This window comes from Pseudomonas sp. S2_B10 (genome assembly GCF_054668425.1).
The window spans coordinates 4,032,899-4,053,943 of sequence record NZ_CP162768.1; the positions used below are offsets into that span (position 1 = coordinate 4,032,899).

General features: G+C 60.9%; 18 protein-coding genes. 11 read left to right on the forward strand and 7 right to left on the reverse strand.

What is annotated here, in order from left to right; genetic code table 11:
• Positions 1-85 precede the first annotated feature (85 nt).
• From AB4O45_RS17945 to AB4O45_RS17970, 6 genes are all read left to right on the forward strand, one after another.
• Entirely contained in the window at positions 86-391 is a 306-nt protein-coding gene (locus tag AB4O45_RS17945; protein ID WP_252887348.1) for a DUF3649 domain-containing protein, read from the forward strand.
• A complete protein-coding gene (locus tag AB4O45_RS17950) occupies positions 388-1,971 on the forward strand; it encodes a PepSY-associated TM helix domain-containing protein (protein ID WP_460160388.1) in 1,584 nt (527 codons plus the stop codon). Before AB4O45_RS17945 ends, AB4O45_RS17950 begins: the two co-directional genes overlap by 4 nt.
• Positions 1,971-2,297 (forward strand): DUF3325 domain-containing protein, encoded by a 327-nt coding sequence (locus tag AB4O45_RS17955; protein ID WP_150636167.1) that lies wholly within the window; start codon positions 1,971-1,973, stop codon positions 2,295-2,297. Before AB4O45_RS17950 ends, AB4O45_RS17955 begins: the two co-directional genes overlap by 1 nt.
• 1 nt (position 2,298) lies before the next feature.
• The gene (locus tag AB4O45_RS17960) at positions 2,299-2,865 is read left to right on the forward strand and encodes an RNA polymerase sigma factor (RefSeq protein WP_460160389.1); all 567 of its coding nucleotides are present in this window, start codon (positions 2,299-2,301) and stop codon (positions 2,863-2,865) included.
• Complete coding sequence (locus AB4O45_RS17965; protein WP_460160390.1) at positions 2,862-3,851, forward strand: FecR family protein; 990 nt, start codon at positions 2,862-2,864, stop codon at positions 3,849-3,851. Before AB4O45_RS17960 ends, AB4O45_RS17965 begins: the two co-directional genes overlap by 4 nt.
• A gap of 212 nt (positions 3,852-4,063) precedes the next feature.
• Positions 4,064-6,493 (forward strand): TonB-dependent siderophore receptor, encoded by a 2,430-nt coding sequence (locus AB4O45_RS17970; RefSeq protein ID WP_460160391.1) that lies wholly within the window; start codon positions 4,064-4,066, stop codon positions 6,491-6,493.
• A 462-nt stretch (positions 6,494-6,955) separates the two neighbouring features.
• Here AB4O45_RS17970 and AB4O45_RS17975 read toward each other — a convergent pair whose 3' ends face one another.
• Complete coding sequence (locus AB4O45_RS17975; protein WP_056783023.1) at positions 6,956-7,831, reverse strand: helix-turn-helix domain-containing protein; 876 nt, start codon at positions 7,829-7,831, stop codon at positions 6,956-6,958.
• A gap of 140 nt (positions 7,832-7,971) precedes the next feature.
• On the opposite strand from AB4O45_RS17975, the gene AB4O45_RS17980 reads away from it, so the two are divergent.
• The gene (locus AB4O45_RS17980; RefSeq protein WP_460160392.1) at positions 7,972-8,874 is read left to right on the forward strand and encodes a DMT family transporter; all 903 of its coding nucleotides are present in this window, start codon (positions 7,972-7,974) and stop codon (positions 8,872-8,874) included.
• Positions 8,875-8,892: 18 nt separating this feature from the next.
• Here the strand turns inward: AB4O45_RS17980 and AB4O45_RS17985 are convergent, their stop codons facing one another.
• From AB4O45_RS17985 to AB4O45_RS18000, 4 genes are all read right to left on the reverse strand, one after another.
• The gene (locus AB4O45_RS17985; RefSeq protein ID WP_073473697.1) at positions 8,893-9,402 is read right to left on the reverse strand and encodes a DUF2165 domain-containing protein; all 510 of its coding nucleotides are present in this window, start codon (positions 9,400-9,402) and stop codon (positions 8,893-8,895) included.
• Between the two features lie 140 nt (positions 9,403-9,542).
• On the reverse strand, positions 9,543-10,517 hold the full coding sequence (locus AB4O45_RS17990) for a 2-hydroxyacid dehydrogenase (RefSeq protein ID WP_095180411.1): 975 nt from the start codon (positions 10,515-10,517) through the stop codon (positions 9,543-9,545).
• A 1,259-nt stretch (positions 10,518-11,776) separates the two neighbouring features.
• On the reverse strand, positions 11,777-12,151 hold the full coding sequence (locus AB4O45_RS17995; RefSeq protein WP_150742824.1) for a DUF6124 family protein: 375 nt from the start codon (positions 12,149-12,151) through the stop codon (positions 11,777-11,779).
• A 413-nt stretch (positions 12,152-12,564) separates the two neighbouring features.
• On the reverse strand, positions 12,565-13,533 hold the full coding sequence (locus AB4O45_RS18000; protein WP_024011667.1) for a LysR family transcriptional regulator: 969 nt from the start codon (positions 13,531-13,533) through the stop codon (positions 12,565-12,567).
• Positions 13,534-13,805: 272 nt separating this feature from the next.
• Here AB4O45_RS18000 and AB4O45_RS18005 point away from each other — a divergent pair, with 272 nt between their 5' ends.
• The 4 genes from AB4O45_RS18005 (at position 13,806) to AB4O45_RS18020 (ending at position 18,704) form a co-directional block, all read left to right on the forward strand.
• A complete protein-coding gene (locus AB4O45_RS18005; RefSeq protein WP_460160393.1) occupies positions 13,806-15,305 on the forward strand; it encodes an efflux transporter outer membrane subunit in 1,500 nt (499 codons plus the stop codon).
• A gap of 139 nt (positions 15,306-15,444) precedes the next feature.
• Entirely contained in the window at positions 15,445-17,637 is a 2,193-nt protein-coding gene (locus AB4O45_RS18010) for an FUSC family protein (protein ID WP_460160394.1), read from the forward strand.
• Positions 17,627-17,827 carry a DUF1656 domain-containing protein gene (locus AB4O45_RS18015; protein WP_016771611.1) on the forward strand — a complete coding sequence of 67 codons (201 nt, stop codon included), beginning with the start codon at positions 17,627-17,629 and terminating at the stop codon, positions 17,825-17,827. Before AB4O45_RS18010 ends, AB4O45_RS18015 begins: the two co-directional genes overlap by 11 nt.
• A 10-nt stretch (positions 17,828-17,837) precedes the next feature.
• Positions 17,838-18,704 carry an efflux RND transporter periplasmic adaptor subunit gene (locus tag AB4O45_RS18020; protein ID WP_236168112.1) on the forward strand — a complete coding sequence of 289 codons (867 nt, stop codon included), beginning with the start codon at positions 17,838-17,840 and terminating at the stop codon, positions 18,702-18,704.
• 45 nt (positions 18,705-18,749) lie between these two features.
• On the opposite strand, the gene AB4O45_RS18025 is transcribed toward AB4O45_RS18020, so the two are convergent.
• Both AB4O45_RS18025 and AB4O45_RS18030 read right to left on the reverse strand, forming a co-directional pair.
• A complete protein-coding gene (locus AB4O45_RS18025) occupies positions 18,750-20,045 on the reverse strand; it encodes a hypothetical protein (protein WP_460160395.1) in 1,296 nt (431 codons plus the stop codon).
• A gap of 161 nt (positions 20,046-20,206) precedes the next feature.
• The gene (locus AB4O45_RS18030) at positions 20,207-21,031 is read right to left on the reverse strand and encodes an SDR family oxidoreductase (protein ID WP_056783038.1); all 825 of its coding nucleotides are present in this window, start codon (positions 21,029-21,031) and stop codon (positions 20,207-20,209) included.
• Positions 21,032-21,045: the final 14 nt, after the last annotated feature.

Below are 21,045 nucleotides of genomic sequence, written 5' to 3' on the forward strand. Positions count from 1 at the left end.
TTTGCGTATGAGAATATTTATCATTAATATTGCTCGCCTGTAGATTCGGCTTGTCGGCCGAACGTTTCCGTTTCAGGGTCGAAACATGCAAGGCAAACTCGCAACCCTTCCCATGTCCTATCGTCTGGCCGTCACTTCGCGGGTACTGGCGGCGATTTTCGGCGGCTATCTGGTCGCGGCACTGGCCAGTGTCACCCTGACGTTGTGGCTGCCGCTGAACCGCGCCGAAGCGGTGGTCACTGGCATGACCGTGTCCTTTCTGGTCTATCTGGTCGCAGTGCTCTGGTGCTTTGCCTGCCGCAGCGCGTGGTCGGCCTGGGTCGGCCTTTTGGTGCCGAGCGTGATTCTCGCCACCGTTTCTGGCGCCGCACGCGGACTGGGGCTGGCATGAAAGAGGGTTTGCGTCAGTCGATGGCCTGGCTGCACACCTGGGCCGGGCTGGTGTTCGGCTGGTTGCTGTTCGCGATTTTTCTCACGGGAACGCTGGCTTACTTCAAAGATGAAATCAGCCACTGGATGCAGCCGGAGATCGCAGCACATTCGCTTGATAGCGAAGCGAGCCTGGCGCAGGCGCAAAACTATCTGCAACAACACGCCGCCGGTGCCTCGCGCTGGCTGATCGACTTGCCCGATGCCCGCGACCCCGGTCTGACCGTGCGCTGGCAGCAGGCGCCGGGCAAACCCGGCGAGCGCGGCCGCTTCGAATCCCGAACCCTCGATGCTCAAACCGGAGTCGAAGTACAGGGCCGCGAAAGCATGGGCGGCGAGTTCTTTTACCGTTTCCACTTCCAGTTGCAGATGCCTTACCCGTGGGGGCGCTGGCTGGCGACTCTCGCTGCGATGGTGATGTTCGTTGCGTTGATCAGCGGCATCATCACCCACAAGAAAATCTTCAAGGACTTCTTCACCTTCCGCCCGCGCAAGGGTCAGCGTTCCTGGCTCGACGGGCATAACGCCGTGGGTGTGCTGGTGCTGCCGTTTCACTTGATGATCACTTACAGCAGCCTGGTGATTTTCATGTCGATGGTGATGCCGGCCAGCATCGTCGCCTCTTACGGCAGCGACGTGCGCAAGTTCTACGACGAAGTCTTTCCCGCCTCGAAGACGCCCGAGCGTGCCGATATCGCCGCGCCGCTGACCGCCATGGCGCCGCTACTGGCCAAGGCCAGCGAGCAGTGGTCGGGCGGCCATACCGCGCGCCTGTCGGTAAGCAACCCGGGCGATGCCAGCGCCACGGTGGTGCTGTCCCGCGCGGGCGATCGGGTGGTGCATGATTTCGGCCGGGCGGTGACGTTCAATGGCGTCACCGGGCAGCTTCTGAGCAGCACCCCCGATCAACCCGTAGCGATGGCGGTGGGTGGCGCGTTCTACGGTTTGCACATGGGCCATTTCGCCGGGCCGCTGTTGCGCTGGCTGTATTTCATTTGCGGGCTGGCCGGCACGGCAATGATCGGCACCGGGCTGGTGATCTGGCTCGGCAAGCGGCAGCTCAAGCACGTGAAAAGCGCGGCGCTGCCGTTCGAATTGCGTTTGGTCGAGGTGCTGAATATCGCCAGCATGGCCGGCCTGGTATCGGCGGTGGCGGTGTTCTTTCTGGCCAATCGACTGCTGCCGGTGAGTCTGGCGGGGCGGGCCGATTGGGAAGTGAATGCGTTCTTCATAGCCTGGGGCCTGAGCGTGATGCACGCGGTATTGCGTCCGGGACGCAAGGCCTGGATCGAACAGCTGACGCTCGGCGCCGCGCTGTTTATCGCGGTGCCGCTGATCAATGCGCTGACCACACCGTGGAATCTTGGCGCGACCCTGATGCAGCGCGACTGGGCACTGGCCGGATTTGATCTGACGTGTCTGGCGGCGGGGCTTTTTCTCGGCTGGGCTGCGCGCAAGATGCAGCGTACGGGCGACCGCGTCAGCGTTCGCAAAGCAAGTTCTTCGCCTCGCTCGAACACAGTTGAACAGGGGGCCAACTGATGCTGCTGGCCCTGTTGCTCACCTATGCCGGCTTCACCGCGTTGTGCCTGTCGATGCCACGCCATCATGCCGAGTTGCTCGGCGCCAAACCGTCGACGCGCCGCCGTCAGGGTCTGGCGGTGGCGGGATGGCTGTTGCTGGCGCTTTCACTGTGGGCGGCGGTGGCGGCCGGTGGCTGGAGTTTCGGTCTGGTCGACTGGTTCGCGGTGCTGATGCTCAGTGCTTTGGCACTGGTGCTGTTGCTGCCGTATCGCCCGCGTCTGGCCATGGCACTGGCCGGGTTGAGCCTGCTGGCGAGCCCGGTCGCCGCCTGGGCGCAGTGCTGAAGTGCTGATCGGTCTGCCGCCAGAATCGCGTGACGATGAAGCGCGTGGCGCGCGTGCGCATTTTCTTCAGGTGTTTCTGTCACAGCGTGCGCAAATGGAAGCACTGGTGAACCGCCGCGTCGGTTGTCGGGCGACGGCGGCGGATCTGGTCCAGGATCTGTTTTTGCGCTTCTGGCGGCGGCCGCTGGTGCAGGTCGAAGAGCTCAGCACTTATCTGCTGCGCTGCGCCGGCAACATCGCCATCGATCATTTGCGCAGTGAAGGCGCGCGCACGCGGGTCAACGAAGGCTGGCAGCCGGACGAACCCGACAGCCACGGCAGCGAACCCCAGGCCGCCCTCGAAGCCGGCAACGATCTGCGCCATGTCGAAGCCGCATTGCGCGCCTTGCCCGAACGCACCCGGCAGATTTTTCTGCTCAATCGCATTCATGGGCGCAAGTACGCCGACATCGCCAAGGCCATGGGCCTGTCCCAAAGTGCCGTGGAAAAACATATGATGCGCGCCCTCGAGGCCTGCAAGGCCAGCCTGCGCGACCCCGCGCCACGCCTGCCAGGGAAAGCACCGTGAAGCCATCCGATCCGATCACACCGACGCCGGCCCAGGAGCAAGCCGCGCTGGCCTGGCTGAGCCTGTTGCACGACCGCCCGAGCACTGGCGATCAACTCACCTTCAGCCAATGGCTGCGCGCCGATCCGGCCCATGCCGAAGCGTATGCGCAGGCGCAGGTGATCTGGGAACTCAGCGAAAGCCCCGCGCGCACGCTGGCCGATGAAGATGCGTTCGCGCTGCAAGGTTATCTGCAGGCGATGGACGCCCCGCGTCGTTCGCCGATGTTGCGTTGGTCTGGAGCGCTGGCGCTGGCCGCGTGTCTGCTGCTGATGGTCAGCCTCGGCACCGGGTGGCAGGCGCAGCGCTGGCTCGACGATCTGCGCGCTGATCATGTCTCGGCACCGGGGGAAATTCGCACGGTGACACTGGCCGATCAGTCGCAAGTGACACTGGATGCCGACAGTGCGATTGCTGTGGATTTCAGCCACGGTCAGCGCCGCGTGAAATTGATCAGAGGTGCTGCTTTCTTCAGCGTCACCCACACCGGCGACCCTTTTGTGGTGGCGGCGGAGCAGGGCGAAGCGCGGGTGCTCGGCACCCGGTTCGAAGTGCGCCGGCAACTCCATGGCGCGCAAGTGACGGTATTGTCCGGGCGTGTCGCGGTGACGGCCGATGAGCATGGCCAACAGCAGATTCTCACGGCCGGCCAGCAAGTTGCCTACGCCGACGGCTCAGCGGAAAAACTGCATGGCGTGGACAGTGAAGCGCAACTGGCCTGGCGTCAGGGTTGGCTGACCTACTACAAGACCACGCTGGCCGATGTCGTCGAGGATCTGCGCCGCTATTACCCGGGGCGGATTGTGCTGCTCAACGATGAGCTGGCGGCGCGCAAGGTCAGCGGCAGCTTTCCGAGCAAGGATCCGCAAGCGGTGCTCAATTCGCTGCGAGGGGTGTTGGGATTTGAGCAGCATCGGGTGTTGGGGCAGCTGATTATTTTGCGCTGAGGCTGCCGGCCTCTTCGCGAGCAGGCTCGCTCCCACAGGGTACGCATTTCAAAGGTGGGAGCGAGCCTGCTCGCGAAGGCGTCAGCCCAGGCAACAAATCCCCCGCAAAATATTTTCAAATTAAAGGTGAGGTAACCCCGAGCCCCATCCGTGTAGTGACTGAAACTGCGAGCCATTCGCATCCGTTGCGGTTCTACACAGGTCATTGAGCAATGAAGTCCAGGGCAAAATCCGGTTCGGTCAAACAGTGGTTGGGCATGTCGGCGTTGAGTTTTTCCGCGTTGGCATTGCTGCCGATGAGTATCGCCCTGGCGGCAGAAGCGGTGAGCAATCAGGCGCAACAGCAATTCAATTTTGCCCTCGCCGCGAAACCGTTGCCGCAAGCCCTGAGCGACTTCAGCCGCGTGACCGGGCAAAGCGTGGTCTACACCGATGAAGCGCCGTACGGCCTCAATGCTCCGGCAGTCAACGGCCAGATGAGCGCCGAACAGGCTCTGCAACGCCTGCTCGGCAATTCCGGCCTGAGCTTTCGCCGCACCGACAGTCATACCCTGGCGCTGGAGCCGTTGCCGACCGAAGGGGCGCTCAATCTCGGCGCCACCACCATCACGTCCACGCGCGACGAATCGATGAGCTATCAGCCGCCGGAAACCAGTTCGGTGATGCGCTCATCGGCGTCGCTGCAAGAAATTCCACAGACGGTCAATGTCATCCCGGCGCAGGTCATTCGCGATCAGGCGCCGCGCAATCTCGATGACGCGCTGGCCAATGTCAGCGGCATCACCCAGGGCAACACTTTGGGCAGTACGCAGGACTCGGTGATGACTCGCGGTTTCGGCGACAACCGCAACGGCTCGATCATGCGCGACGGCATGCCGCTGGTGCAGGGCCGTGGCATGAACGCGACCGTGGATCGCGTCGAAGTGCTCAAAGGCCCGGCCTCGTTGCTCTACGGGATTCAGGATCCGGGTGGCGTGGTCAACCTGGTCAGCAAGAAGCCGGAACTGACCCAGTACAATGCCGTGACCGTGCGCGGTTCGAGCTACGGTGACGGCAAGAACGGTAGCGGTGGCGCCTTCGACAGCACCGGTGCGCTGGGCGATTCCGGCTTCGCCTATCGCATGGTCGTCGATCATGAAGACGAAGATTACTGGCGCAACTTCGGCACCCACCGCGAGACGCTGATCGCACCGTCGCTGGCCTGGTACGGCGAGCGCACCAAGCTGTTGTTCGCCTACGAGCACCGCGAGTTTCTCACCCCCTTCGACCGTGGCACGCTGATCGATCCGCGCACCAACCATCCGCTGGATATCTCGCGCAAACAGCGTCTCGACGAGCCGTTCAACGACATGGAAGGGCGCTCGGACCTCTACCATTTCGAAGCCGACCACGAACTCAACGACGACTGGAAAGCCCACTTCGGCTTCAGCTGGAACCGCGAAACCTACGACGCCAGCCAAGTGCGCGTGACTGCGATCGACACCAACAAAGGCACACTGACCCGCAGCATGGACGGCACCCAGAATGCGATCAGCACCGATCGTTTCACCACCGCCAGCCTCGAAGGCAAGGTGAATGTACTGGGCATGCAGCATGATCTGGTGTTCGGCGTCGACGACGAATATCGCAAGATCTACCGCGAGGATCTGATCCGGCAGAAAAGCCTGACCACGTTCAGCTATCTCAACCCGGTGTATGGTCGCGAAGAGATGGGCACTACGGTGAGTGCGCCCGACAGCGCGCAGACCGATAAGCTGCGTAGCGATTCGCTGTTCCTGCAGGATTCGATTCACCTCAACGAGCAGTGGATTCTGGTCGCTGGCGGACGTTTTCAGGAGTACGACCAGTACGCCGGCAAAGGCGTGCCGTTCAAGGCCAATACCGACAGCAATGGGCAGAAGTGGGTGCCGCGCGCCGGTCTTGTGTATCGCTACACCGACGCCTTGTCGTTCTACGGCAGCTACACCGAATCCTTCAAACCCAACTCGACCATCGCCCCGCTGAGCGGCAGCAGTACGGTGCTCGACGGCAGCATCGCGCCGGAAGAAGCCAAGTCGTGGGAGCTGGGTGCGCGGCTGGATATGCCGGGCAGCATCACCGGCAATATCGCGTTGTTCGACATCAAGAAACGCAACGTGCTGGTGGCCAACTCCGAAGGTCCGACAACGATTTACAGTGCGGCGGGCGAGGTGCGTTCACGCGGGTTGGAAGTCGACCTGAGCGGGCAACTCAGCGAGCGCTGGAACCTCATCGGCAGCTATGCCTACACCGATGCCGAAGTCACCGAAGACCCGGAATACAAAGGCAAGCGCCTGCAGAACGTAGCGAAGAATTCCGGCTCGCTGTCGGCGGTGTATGACTTCGGCAATGTGTTTGGCGGCGATCAGTTGCGTGTCGGGGCGGGCGCGCGCTATGTCGGCGAGCGTGCCGGCAACGCGGTGAATGATTTTGACCTGCCGAGCTATACCGTGGCGGATGCGTTTGCCACTTACGACACCACGGTTGAGGGGCAGAAGGTCAAGTTTCAGTTGAACGTGAAGAACCTGTTTGATCGCACTTATTACACCTCTTCGGCGAGCCGCTTCTTTGTGTCGATGGGGGATTCGCGGCAGGTTTCGCTTTCCAGCACGCTGGAGTTTTGAGGCAAGATCAAAAGCCCCTCACCCTAGCCCTCTCCCGGAGGGAGAGGGGACTGACCGTGGGATATTCCAGAGGTACACCGACTTGAACGTGTTGCTTTGAATCCATAATCGATTCGGTGTTTCAGGTCGACGTACAGTGCAAGACAACTCGGTCAGCCCCCTCTCCCTCTGGGAGAGGGGGCTGACCGTGGGATATTCCAGAGGTACACCGACTTGAATGTGTTGCTTTGAATCCATAATCGATTCGGTGTTTCAGGTCGACGTACAGTGCAAGACAACTCGGTAGGCCCCCTCTCCCTCTGGGAGAGGGGGCTGACCGTGGGATATTCCAGAGGTACACCGACTTGAATGTGTTGCTTTGAATCCATAATCGATTCGGTGTTTCAGGTCGACGTACAGTGCAAGACAACTCGGTCGGCCCCCTCTCCCTCTGGGAGAGGGCTGGGGTGAGGGGAAAAGGGCTCAACGCAAAAACGCCTGCCGATACTCGCCCGGCGTCCCACCCAAAACCTGCCTGAACCGATTGGTAAAATGGCTCGCACTGGCAAACCCGCACGCCAGTGCAATCTCGCCCAAGGGCAGCGCCGTGCCGCGCAACAATTCCCGCGCCCGGCTCAAGCGCCGCGCCAGCACATATTGATGCGGCGGCAGGCCGAAGCTCAGGCGAAACATCCGCGCAAAGTGATATTCCGACAGTGCACACAGCCCGGCCAGTTGCCCGAGGCTGATCGGCTCGGCCAACTGGTTGTCGATGAACTCCACCAGTTGTCGGCGCTGATGCGGTGCCAGCCCGCCCTTCAAGCGCAAGCCGTGTCGCGCACCGACCTGGCTGAGCAAGGTGTGGCTGATCAATTCATGGGCGAGGCTGCTGGTCAGCAAGCGCTCGGCCGGCTCTTGCCAGTTCAGGTTCAGCAATTGCCGAAAGCGCTGCGCCTGCTGCGGATCTTCGAGAAAGGTCTGCTCGCGTAATTGCATCTCGCGCGGTTCGCGATCGAGCAAAGTGACGCAACCGAGGGCGAATTGTTCGGCGCTGAAATACAGGTGCGCCAAGCGGATGTCGCCATTGATCACCCAGCCCGATTCGTGATCGGCCGGCAGGATGCACAGCTTGTCCGGCCCGCCCTTACGGCCCGGCTGGCCACGACGGAATGTGCCGGTGCCGCCGGCGACGTAGCAGGACAGCGTGTGATGACTTGGCGCTTCGTATTCCTGGGCATCGTGGTGGTTGGTCCACAAAGCCGCAGACATGCCGTCACCGAGCTCGGCGCTGTGCACAAGGCGTGCATTCGGCGAGCGGTTGAGGGCTTGAAAGACTTGCAGGGTATCGATAGCGGCCATGTTCGGTTCTCTCCAACGCTTTGCATCCTACTCCGTAGACGCCGCGCTGCCAGCCTGCCGCCAGACAAAAGCGCAAGATTGTGCAAGCGCCGAAGGCTGCCCGAGGCAGACACTCAAGGCCTGTTTAAGGAGTGTTGGCCATGAACCTGTCGTTGTACTTGCTGACCGTACTGATCTGGGGCACCACCTGGATTGCCTTGAAATGGCAATTGGGCGTGGTCGAAATTCCGGTGTCGATTGTCTATCGCTTCGGCCTGGCTGCGCTGGTGTTGTTTGCCCTCTTGCTGCTCAGCCGGCGTCTGCAACCGATGAACCGCCGTGGGCATTTGATTTGTGTGGCTCAAGGGTTATGTCTGTTCTGCGTGAACTTCATGTGTTTTCTGACCGCCAGTCAGTGGATTCCCAGCGGTCTGGTGGCGGTGGTGTTTTCTACGGCGACGTTGTGGAACGCGCTGAATGCGCGGGTGTTTTTCGGCCAGCGCATTGCGCGCAATGTGTTGATGGGCGGTGCGCTGGGGCTGTTCGGTCTGGGGCTGTTGTTCTGGCCGGAACTGGCCGGGCATCAGGCCAGTCCGCAAACCCTGCTGGGGCTGGGTCTGGCGTTGTGTGGCACCTTGTGTTTTTCAGCGGGGAATATGCTTTCGAGCCTGCAACAGAAGGCCGGCCTCAGACCGCTGACCACCAACGCCTGGGGCATGGCCTACGGCGCGGCGATGCTGACGGTGTGGTGTCTGATCAAGGGCATACCCTTCGACATGGATTGGTCGCCGCGTTATGTCGGGGCACTGTTGTATCTGGTGATTCCCGGCTCGGTGATCGGCTTCACCGCGTACCTGACGCTGGTCGGGCGCATGGGCCCGGAGCGGGCGGCTTATTGCACGGTGCTGTTCCCGGTGGTGGCGTTGAACGTGTCGGCGTTTGCCGAAGGTTATCAATGGACCGCACCGGCGCTGGTCGGGCTGGTGTTGGTGATGTTGGGCAACGTGCTGGTGTTTCGTAAACCGAAAGTGCTGTTGTCTGCAGGTCAAGGGAAGTTGGCTTGATAAAGCGAGCGCTGATACTCAGCGCTCAACTTTTAAAGTGATGTAGATCATTACCGGGAAGATGAAGTCGACAATATGTCGCGCCCAGTCCTTGGCATTCCAGGATTGCGAAGTGTCCATGTCGAACCATTCGACACCTACAGTTTGCAGACACACGTAATAAATGAAGATGGCAACCAATATGCCCATGATCGAAAATTTCTTGGCTTCATGAAATGCCGCTGGCGAGGCATCGATGTAGCGATACAACTGGTAAGTACCGATCAGGCAAAGCACGGTATAGGTGACTTCCATAGTGATGATGAACCAGTAGATCCGGTGATGGATCATCGGCGAATCGATCGCGCGGTACATGATGTTTTCGCTGGCGTTGGTGGTGTCCATGCTCAGGATATGTGCAACGTAAGTGTAGTTGGACTCATAGTCAGTGAAGTTATGGATCATCACCAGCAGGCCAAAGAAACTTATATAAGCCATCAAGATGACTTTGCTGTAACGAATGAGTTTGTCGGTGGTCAGGGTGTTCACGAGGTTGGCTCTCCATGGCAATTAATCAATAAGTTGATAAGTTGCGAGAGCTTATATTGCTGTTACTTGGTCTGGCGTTTTTGTTCGGTTGCAAGTTATGTAAGGTGAAGGCCGGCGCAATGTTGCGCCGGCCCTTTTTTTCAGCCGCGCCAGACTTGCGGGTTGACCAGATCCTGCGGCCGTTCGCCGAGCAGGGCGCTGCGCAGGTTGGCCAGGGCGCGGTTGGCCATGGCTTCGCGGGTCTCGGTGGTGGCCGAGCCGATGTGCGGCAGGGTCACGGCGTTTTTCAACTGGAACAGCGGCGATTCGGCCAGCGGTTCTTTTTCGTAGACGTCCAGCCCGGCGCCGCGGATGCGGTTGTTTTGCAGGGCTTCGATCAGTGCCGGTTCGTCGACCACCGGGCCGCGCGAGATGTTGACCAGAATAGCGCTCGGCTTCATCAGCGCCAGTTCGCGATGGCTGATCAGGTGGCGGGTCTTGTCGCTCAACGGCACTACCAGGCAGACAAAATCGGCTTCGGCCAGCAGTTCATCCAAGCTGCGGAACTGCGCGCCGAGCTCCTGTTCCAGTTCGGTCTTGCGGCTGTTGCCGCTGTAGATGATCGGCATGTTGAAGCCGAAGCGCCCGCGCCGGGCGACAGCGGCGCCGATGTTGCCCATGCCGACGATGCCGAGGGTCTTGCCGTGCACATCACTACCAAACAGCGGGGCGCCGACGCTGGCCTGCCATTGCCCGGCCTTGGTCCAGGCGTCGAGTTCGGCGACGCGGCGGGCGCTGCTCATGATCAGGGCGAAGGCGAGGTCGGCGGTGCTTTCGGTGAGCACGTCGGGGGTGTTGGTGAGCATGATCCCGCGTTCGTTGAAGTAGTCGAGGTCGTAGTTGTCGTAGCCGACCGAGACGCTCGAGACCACTTCGAGTTTTGTTGCGCTTTGCAGTTGTGCGCGGCCGAGTTTGCGGCCGACGCCGATGAGGCCGTGGGCGTGGGGCAGGGCTTCGTTGAACTGGGCGTTGATGTCACCGGTCTTGGGGTTGGGGACGATGACGTCGAATTCTTCTTGCAGGCGTTCGATCATGGGCGGGGTGATGCGGCTGAAGGCCAGGACTGTTTTTTTCATTGGGCTTGGGCTCGTCGGGGCTTGATTGCAAGCACGCTAACATTTTCTCGCTCGGGTTGTCTTGGCGGCCTCTGGGCCGGCCATGCCTTGGGTGGTTTGGGTGTATATCCGTTTTTGCGGGTGTTGCGGCTGGCGGTTTCGCCCTTACGGCGACTCACTTTTTTTACAAACGCCTAAAAAAAGTAAGCAAAAAAACGCTTGCTCCTACGTTCGGCCCTCGCAGGCTCGGGTCCCTTCGCTCCGGGACTGATCCGGGCGCAGCGGCTCCGGTTTGCTTCGCTGCACCTCCTTCCGCTGTGTCTGGCTGCGCCAGACGGTCGCTGCGCTCCCACGCCCGGATCAATCCCTCCGCTCAGCCTTCCGACGTCGCCGGTGGATCAAGATCAAGAGCACTCGAGCTTGCGCTAATTGTTGAGTGGGGCGGCTGCGCCGCGGGCAGCTGCGCTGCTTTGCCTTTGCTTTTGTAGGAGTGAGCCTGCTCGCGATGGCGGCCTGACAGTCGACCTGTTTCTCGCTGATGTACTCGATTCAAACTGTGGGAGCTGGCTTGCCAGCGAAGGCGGCCTGACAGCCGACTCATATCTCGCTGATGTACACGATCCAGAATTGTGGGAGCGAGCCTGCTCGCGAAGGCGTCTCCACTGCCAACCCATCTCTGCCAGATTCACCCCGTCCCTGTGGGAGCTGGCTTGAACTGGCCTGACAGCCGACCTGTTTCTCGCTGATGTACTCGATTCAAACTGTGGGAGCGAGCCTGCTCGCGAAAGCGTCTCCACAGCCAACCTCTCTCTGCCAGATTCACCCTGTCCCTGTGGAGCTGGCTTGCCAGCGAAGGCGGCCTGACAGCCGACTCATATCTTGCTGATGTATACGATCCAGAATTGTGGGAGCGAGCCTGCTCGCGAAGGCGTCTCCACTGCCAACCCATCTCTGCCAGATTCACCCCGTCCCTGTGGGAGCTGGCTTGCCAGCGAAGGCGGCCTGACAGCCGACTCATATCTCGCTGATGTACACGATCCAGAATTGTGGGAGCGAGCCTGCTCGCGAAGGCGTCTCCACTGCCAACCCATCTCTGCCAGATTCACCCCGTCCCTGTGGGAGCTGGCTTGCCAGCGAAGGCGGCCTGACAGCCAACTCCTATCTTGCTGATGTACACGATCCAGAATTGTGGGAGCGAGCCTGCTCGCGAAAGCGGTTTATCTGACACCTCGAATGTTGAATGTGCCGAAGCCCTCGCGGTCGGGCTCGCTCCCCGGAGGTCAGCTGCGTGACGGGAGCTGATGGATTTCGTAGTTATCCAGCACCCGGTTCACCGCCAGTTCCGCCAGCATGATCACCTGCTGGATGGCCAGTATGGTGTGCCGTTGTGGGCTGTCGACGTGGGCGGCGATGTCGCTGCTCATGATGCTGGCCGAGGCGAGGGATTCGCAGGCGTGGGCCAGCAGGCTTTCGTTGTCCTGGTCCGGGGCGACCTGGAACATGGTGCTGGGTTTGTGGTTTTGCTGCGCGCTGGCGGACGGTTTGAGGTAGTGATCCAGCGCACGCTCGGCGGCGTCGTGGAGTTTCGTTGAGTCGGGGGATTGGTAGGGTGAGGTGCTTGCTGATTCGGGGGGATTGGGTGTGGGTTTGAACATGGCAAAGATCCTTTTGGATTTATGGAGCTGCCATTTTTCGTTTTCCAGGCGAAAGGGGTGGCAGCTGTACGCGGACTGGAAAAACCGGCAAAGGATCAAACCCGGCAGACCCGAAGGTCTCCCACGTACAGCCGCCATAACTGAATACCGGCGCTGAAAGAGCGCGGCATTATGTCATGCGCTGTGATCCTGCGGGTTTTCCAGACCCGGTCGCTGATTCGTCAGCAACCGCCAAATCCTAGCCAGCGCACTTCCGACGGACAACCTGCAAAACCTGTCGGAAACTTCCCCGTAAACACCGCGATGTAGGAGCTGTCGTAGGCTGCGATTTTTTGATTTTTAAACAGCAAGATCCAAAGATCGCAGCCTCGTTGCACTCGTCAGCTCCTACACGAAGTCAGCGGTGTTTAAAGTCAGGTGGCGACGCGCGCGCCAGCCAGACTCCCGCTCAACTCATACGCAACCAGTTCCGCCTGATGCGCCGCCAATATCTCCGGCAACGATCCGCGCAAATATTCCACCCAGGTTTTGATCTTGGCATCCAGGTACTGCCGCGACGGATAGATCGCGTAGAGGTTGAGTTCCTGCGAGCGGTAGTTCGGCATCACGCGCACCAGGGTGCCGTTGCGCAGGCCTTCGATGGCGGCGTAGACCGGCAGCACGCCGACGCCCATGCCGCTGGTGATGGCGGTTTTCATGGCGTCGGCGGAGTTCACCAGGAATGGTGAGCTGTTGATGGTGACCGTTTCCTGGCCGTCCGGGCCGTCGAAGGCCCATTTCTCCAGGGGGATCACCGGGCTGACCAGGCGCAGGCAGGCGTGGTTGAGCAGGTCGCTGGGTTTCTGTGCGGCGCCGTTGGCTTTCACGTACGCCGGCGAGGCGCAGACGATGCTGTAGGTGATGCCCAGGCGCTGCGAAACGAAGCCCGAGTCTGGCAGTTCGCTGGCCAGCACGATGGACACGTCGTAGCCCTCGTCGAGCAGGTCCGGCACGCGGTTGGCCAGGGTCAGGTCGAACGTCACGTCGGGGTGGGTCTTGCGGTAGCGGGCGATGGCGTCGATGACGAAGTGCTGACCGATGCCGGTCATGGTGTGCACTTTCAGCTGGCCGGCCGGGCGCGCGTGGGCGTCGCTGGCTTCCGCTTCGGCTTCTTCGACGTAGGCGAGGATCTGTTCGCAGCGCAGCAGGTAGCGCTTGCCGGCTTCGGTCAGGGCGATGCGCCGGGTTGTGCGATTGAGCAGACGGGTTTGCAGATGGGCTTCGAGGTTGGAGACCGCGCGCGAGACGTTGGCGGTGGTGGTGTCCAGTTGCACGGCGGCGGCGGTGAAGCTGCCCGCTTCGGCAACACAACTGAAGGCGCGCATGTTTTGCAAAGTGTCCATGGGGTGCTCTCAAGGGAGATGGCAAATTGTGACACGAAGTTTCAGGGGCTGAGACCCCCGACCAAGGGATTATCTCGTTAACCGTAACAAAGATTCACAGAAATCCCAGCTTATCGCCGCAGAGGCAGCTCCATAGAATTGCGCCGATCCCTGCAGGAGCTGCCGAAGGCTGCGATCTTTTGATGTTGTCTTTAAAAAGATCAAAAGATCGCAGCCTTCGGCAGCTCCTACACAAGTCCCTCGATTGATCCCTTTCTCAGGAATTCGCAGCTGTGCCGCGTCGCATCAACAGAGCGCTTTTGCCGCTCAGTGTTCTGGCTTTAACCCTGGCTCTCGGCGGCTGCATCTCTACCCAAGGCATTGCCCCTCACGGCGAGGCACTCGCGGCCGATTCACTGGCCGCCGACGCGGCCATTGCCGAGGCCGCCAAAGACGCCCACTGGCCCAGCGCCCAATGGTGGCAGGCGTTTGGTGATGCGCAACTTAATCGCTGGATCGACCTCGCCGTGCAAGGCAGCCCGAGCATGGCCATGGCCGCTGCGCGGGTGCGTCAGGCCAAGGCCATGGCCGGTGTTGCCGAAGCGGCCGAGGCGTTGCAGATCAATGGCGAGTCGACCCTCAAGCGCCACAACTGGCCGACCGATCAGTTCTACGGCCCCGGCGAACTGGCCAATACCACCACATGGGACAACAACGCCGCGCTCGGCTTCAGCTACGCCCTCGACCTCTGGGGCCGCGAGCGCAATGCCAGTGAACGCGCGGTGGATCTGGCCCATGTGAGCGTGGCCGAGGCGCGACTGGCGCAGCTGGAACTGCAGAGCAATCTGGTCCGCGCCTACATCGAGTTGTCGCTGCATTACGCCCAGCGCGACATCGTCGCGGCGACGCTCCAGCAGCAACAGCAGATTCTCGATCTGGCGCAGAAACGCCTCAGCGGCGGTATCGGCACGCATTTCGAAGTCAGCCAGGCCGAAGCGCCGCTGCCCGAAACCCATCGCCAACTCGATGCGCTGGACGAGGAAATCGCCCTGAGCCGCAACCAGATTGCAGCGCTGGCCGGTAAAGGCCCGGGCGCTGCGGCGCAACTGCAGCGGCCGACGCTGTCCCTCGCGGCGCCGTTGAAGTTGCCCTCGGCATTGCCCGCCGAACTGCTCGGCCAGCGTCCGGACGTGGTCGCCAGTCGTTGGCAAGTGGCGGCGCAGGCGCGTGGCATTGATGTTGCCCACGGCGGTTTCTACCCCAACGTCGATCTGGTCGGCAGCCTCGGCTACATGGCCACGGGCGGCGGCGCGCTGGAGTTTCTGACCGGCAAGAAACTCAACTACAACGTCGGCCCGGCGATCTCGTTGCCGATCTTCGACGGCGGCCGACTGCGTGGTGAATTGGGCGAAGCGGCGGCCGGTTATGACATCGCCGTGGCGCACTACAACCAGACCCTGATCAACGCGCTGAAGAACATATCCGATCAGTTGATCCGCCGCGAGTCGATGGACAAGCAGCAGGACTTCGCTGCCGAATCCGTGGCCGCAGCGCAGAAGACTTACGATATCGCGATGATCGCTTATCAACGCGGCCTCACCGATTACCTCAATGTGCTGAATGCGCAGACCTTGCTGTTCAAGCAGCAGCAGGTTCAGCAGCAAGTGCAGGCGGCGCGGTTGAGTGCGCATGCCGAGCTGGTGACTGCCTTGGGGGGCGGCCTCGGTGCTGGTAATGACGTGCCGACAGCCGAGCAGACACAAGCCCCGAAAACCCCGGCGCTGCTGCGTTGAACACAGCATCCATTGTGGGAGCGAGCCTGCTCGCGAAGGGGGCGTATCAGTCAATGAACATGTTGCCTGAGACTGCGCTTTCGCGAGCAGGCTCGCTCCCACAGGTTTCGAGTCCGCATTGCATGCCTGAGTATTTTCAATGACCTCCTTGCCCGCCCCCCTGCGCTGGCTCCATTCCCTGGAATGGCGTCGCGGTTTTTTCGACTGGGCACGCAGCGATGGCGTGACCTGGGTGTATATCTTCAAGGTGTTGCTCGCCGCGTTTCTCACGCTATGGCTGGCGATGCGTCTGGAACTACCGCAACCGCGTACGGCGATGATCACGGTGTTTATCGTCATGCAGCCGCAGAGCGGCCAGGTGTTCGCCAAGAGTTTCTATCGCTTGCTCGGCACGCTGGCCGGGTCGGCGATGATGGTCACGCTGATCGCTTTGTTCGCGCAGAACACGGAGCTGTTTCTCGGCTCGCTGGCGATCTGGGTCGGCATCTGCTCAGCCGGTGCCGCACGTTGCCGCAACTTTCGCGCGTATGGTTTTGTCCTTGCCGGTTACACCGCAGCGATGGTCGGTCTGCCGGCGCTGGCCCATCCCGACGGCGCCTTTATGGCGGCAGTGTGGCGGGTGCTGGAGATCTCGCTGGGCATTCTCTGTTCGACGCTGATCAGCGCGGCGATCCTGCCGCAGACCGCCAGTGCGGCGATGCGCAACGCCTTGTATCAGCGCTTCGGTGTGTTCGCGCTCTTCGTCACCGACGGCTTGCGCGGGCGCAGCAAAGCCGAAGCGTTCGAAGCCAGCAACGTGCGCTTCATTGCTGAAGCCGTCGGCCTGGAAGGGCTGCGCAGCGTGACCGTGTTCGAAGACCCGCACATGCGCCGGCGCAACGGTCGTCTGAGTCGTTTGAACAGCGAGTTCATGGGCATCACCACGCGCTTCAACGCCTTGCATCAATTGCTCGAACGCCTGCACGGCAATGGCGAAGAGCACGTCGTGGCAGCGATCAAACCGGGCTTGCAGGACCTCGCCGAAGTGCTCGACGGCTTCAGCGGTCGCGCGCTGACCAGCCCCGACGCGGCACGTTTGGCGACCGCGTTGGCCACCTACAAGGAAGGTCTGCCGGCTCGTGTCCGAGCGTTGCGCGGAATCTTTCAGGACACTGCTCCGAGCGAGGCCGAACAACTGGATTTTCACACCGCCTACGAATTGCTCTACCGCTTCGTCGATGACCTGCACAGCTATGCGCAGACCCACGCGTCGCTGGGCGAGCATCGTCACGAACGCGAACGCTGGGACGAGCCGTTCACCCCGCAAACCAACTGGTGGGCGGCGGCCGCTTCGGGGATCCGCGCCTCGTTCATTCTGATTGTGCTGGGCAGTTACTGGGTCGCCACCGCGTGGCCGAGCGGGGCGACCATGACCCTGATCGCCGCCGCCACCGTCGGTCTTTCCGCCGCCACACCGAACCCGAAACGCATGGCTTTTCAAATGGCCTGCGGGACTTTTCTCGGCGCGCTGATCGGCTTCGTCGAGATGTTTTTCATCTTCCCGTGGATCGACGGTTTCCCCTTGCTCTGCGTGATGCTCGCGCCGGTGATCGTGCTCGGTTCGTTCCTCGCCTCGCGGCCGCAATACGCCGGGGTCGGACTGGGCCTGCTGATTTTTTTCAGCACCGGTTCAGTGCCGGACAATCTCACGATCTACAACCCCTACACCTTCATCAACGACTACATCGCCATGGTCATGGGCATGCTCATGTGTGCTGCGGCGGGGGCGATTATTCTGCCGCCGAACAGTCGCTGGCTGTGGCAGCGCCTGGAGCAGGATCTGCGCGGGCAAGTGGTCTATGCGATCAGTGGAAAACTCAAAGGCCTGGCCTCGAGTTTCGAGAGCCGCACCCGCGATCTGCTGCATCAGGCCTATGGCCTCGCGGCAGGGCAACCGAAGGTGCAGAAGAGTCTGCTGCGCTGGATGTTCGTGGTGCTGGAAGTCGGCCACGCGATCATCGAGTTGCGCAAGGAGCAGGCGATCCTGCCGGTGCACCCGGCGTATGCCGAATCGCAGCCGTGGCGTCAGGCAATCCGCGTGATGGGGCGTGCGTTGGTGCGGCTGTTCTTGCAGCCGAACGCGAGCAATCTCGAACGCGCACTGGTCGCGGTCGATCACGCCATCAGCCGCGTCGCCGCCACCGACGAGCCGTTCGCGCCGCACTTCGATACCTCGGCGTTGCGCCGGGTGAAAAGCTATCTGCACTTTATTCGCACCTCGTTGCTCGACCCGCAATCACCCCTGGCCGAATTCGCTCCCGCCAGGCCCGAAGGACTTGCCCATGCCTCGTGAAATCGCCTTCCACGGCGTGTACATGCCGACCATGACCCTGATGTTTTTCATTGCTGCGGGATTGGCCTGGGCAGTTGACCGCTTCCTCTCGGGGTTCGACCTGTACCGCTTTTTCTGGCACCCGGCGCTGCTGCGCCTGAGCCTGTTTACCTGTCTGTTCGGCGCCATGGCGCTGACTGTCTACCGTTGAGAACATCTTGATGAAAAAGTTTTTCAGCCTGCTCGCGACCCTGCTGGTGCTGGCCCTGGCGCTGTGGATTGGCCGCACGTTGTGGGAGCACTACATGAACACGCCGTGGACCCGCGATGGCCGCGTTCGCGCCGACATCATCAACGTTGCCGCCGACGTCACCGGCGAAGTGGTCGAAGTGCCGGTGCGTGACAACCAACTGGTGAAAAAGGGCGATCTGCTGATGCGCATCGACCCCGAGCACTACCGCATTGCGGTCAAGCAGGCGCAGTCACTGGTCGCTTCGCGCAAGTCGACCTGGGAAATGCGCAAGGTCAACGCCCATCGCCGCGCCGACCTCGACAATCTGGTGATCTCTAAAGAGAACCGCGACGACGCCAGCAACATCGCCGACGCCGCACTGGCTGATTACCAACACGCCCAGGCGCAACTGGAAGCCGCCGAACTCAACCTCAAACGCACCGAAGTGCGTGCGGCGGTGGACGGTTACGTGACCAACCTCAATGTGCATCGCGGCGATTACGCACGCATCGGCGAGGCGAAGATGGCCGTGGTCGACATGAATTCATTTTGGGTTTACGGCTTTTTCGAAGAAACCAAGTTGCCGCACGTCAAAATCGGTGACCGAGCCGACATGCAATTGATGAGCGGCGAAGTGCTCAAGGGTCATGTCGAAAGCATTTCGCGCGGGATCTACGACCGCGACAACCCGGAAAGCCGCGAACTGATTGCCGACGTGAACCCGACGTTCAACTGGGTGCGGCTGGCGCAGCGCGTGCCGGTGCGGATTCATATTGATGAGGTGCCAGAGGGCGTGTTACTGGCGGCGGGGATTACTTGCACGGTAGTGGTGAAGCAGGACCTGGCAGGCAATTGATCTACCGCGTCGCCCCTGACCAGGGCGACGCGGTGATGCTTCCAGCTACTGGGAAATGTTGTAGCGATACAGACAACCCAGAGGGTTTTCTGGATTGATGTTGAGGGCAACAATCAATTTGCCTGGGGCCTGCTGATAATGAAGCCTGGAGAGCGAGTCGGTGGTCTCCTCGCGATGGATGACGCCACCCGCGTCTGAAAAAGCGGAGTTGTAGCCACCGCTACGGGTTTTCACACAGGCAATATAATTGCCCTTCTCGTCTCCACCAGAAACTACGATGTTATCAGCGAAAGGAACATGGTCCGCCCAGTTGACTCGCCTGTCGCTGCCGAGAGCTGGTGGGAGTGGCATGACATTCGGATTGCCGAAAACGTCAAAATCGGGCTTACCTTTTTCATCGAAGGCGAACAACATGCCGTATCGCTCACTGACACCGCTGCCCATGTTGGTGTAGCCAGATGCCGTAAATCTATCAGGGGCTCGCTGTCTCACAGTATTGAGTTCGGCACCCATGAAGTTGTACCGGACTACCACAACCCCGGGTCTTTCCGAGAGGCCGAAACTCTCATGGAGCGCGCCACTGTCTGAATTCAACATCACGAGGAGACCGTCCGTGTTCACGTCGGGCTCGTATTTTTCGTAGCCTGCAAATAACAAGAGTCCATTGTCGAGCACGCAACCGTCGCTGAGTGAAGTCGATGCATGCGGCATCCCGTGATTAATTTCAACTCGGCCATCTGTGCCGAATGCCTTCACGGGTGCGCCTTGCGCATCGAATTTGTAAAGGTGCGCCCTGAGCACGTCAGGCGTGTGGTAATCAACGCCGACAATAACGCTGCCATCGGGTAGCGCGAAGACGAATGCCGGGCCTTTTTTCGTAAGCCGTTGTGTGTTTGGGGGATCGATGATGACTTGGCCATTCTCGCCAAAGCTGCTCACTCGATTGCCTTTGCTGTCAAGGCAGAGAATCGCAGCGCTAACCTCGTTCGATTGCTCATTGGCTGTGCTGCCTGCCATGAACAGCCGCCCATCGGCACCTTCTGCAATCGGCCCGCCAGAGGCCTGCTCATTGGCCAGGAACGAACCCGTGACACGCCCTGCGACCCCAAACGCCAGGTCTACGGCACCCAAGTGGTTCAGCTTGGAAATGAAGAAGACGCCTTTGTCGAAGGTACTGGTGACCAGCAACGATTTATCGCGCAGCAGCGTTGACCCCGTGAGGGGCCGGGACTTCGTCGGGTCGTCCTGGAATATATCGTCAAGTTGAAGTTTGCCTTGGCCGCGTCCCCATGTAGCGTCGATTGTCGCCCTGATGTTCGCGGCCTTCTCTGCGATTGCCATATACGTCCCTGCGCGGTTGTCGGGAGGTCGGTTTACTCGCCGGGCGCTAACGCTGTCTTAACACTATTCACCTGGCTTGAACTCACGATAGGCCTTCGCTTAGAGGGCGCCTACTGTCAACTCTGACAGGTCTGGCTACCGCTGGTCGCAACGACTGGGGATCAGAGCTTGGCGCGCAACCCGAACCGCTTCATCAACGTCGATTCGAGTAACCCTTGCGGCAACAACGCCGCCAACAACGGCAACGCCCGGCTGCCGTTGCCGATGCGAACCAGCCGTGGCGGCTTGCTCTGCCGCACCGCTTTCAACAGCTCAGCCGCAAACTCACTGGCCGGTGTTGGCTTGTCCTGCGATGCCTTGGCCCGTGCCCGAATGCCTTCACGCAGGGGAAACCACGGCGATTGCTCGTTGATCAACTGCTCGGCTTCATGTCCGGCATTCTTCGCAAAACTCGATTCAATCGCACCGGGCTGGACTTCCATCACACGGATGCCAAACGGTGCCAGCTCCATGCGCAATGCATCGCTAAGCGCATGCACCGCCGCTTTCGACGCGCAGTAGGCGCCGGCAAACGGTGTGACCAGCACACCCGACACACTGCCGATATTCACTACCAGCCCCTTGGCCGGACGTAGCAGCGGAAACAACGCGCGGGTGACGCCGACAATCGAAAATACGTTGGTTTCGAACTGGCGCTGCATCGCTTGTACGCCGCCGTCGAGCAGTGGCCCCATCGCGCCGTAACCGGCGTTGTTGATCAGTACATCAAGACTGCCGTGTTGCTGGCTCAGACGCTCGGCGAGTTGTTCCAGCGCGGCGCCATCGTTGACGTCCAGCTCGACAGCGGTGAAACCGGCAGCGCTCAGCGCGCTGACATCTTCAGCCTTGCGCGCACTGGCCCAGACTTCGTAGCCGGCGGCTTTGAACGCGTCGGCAAGGGCGCGGCCGATGCCGCTGGAACAACCGGTAATCAACGCAACGGGCATGGCGCATTCCTTGT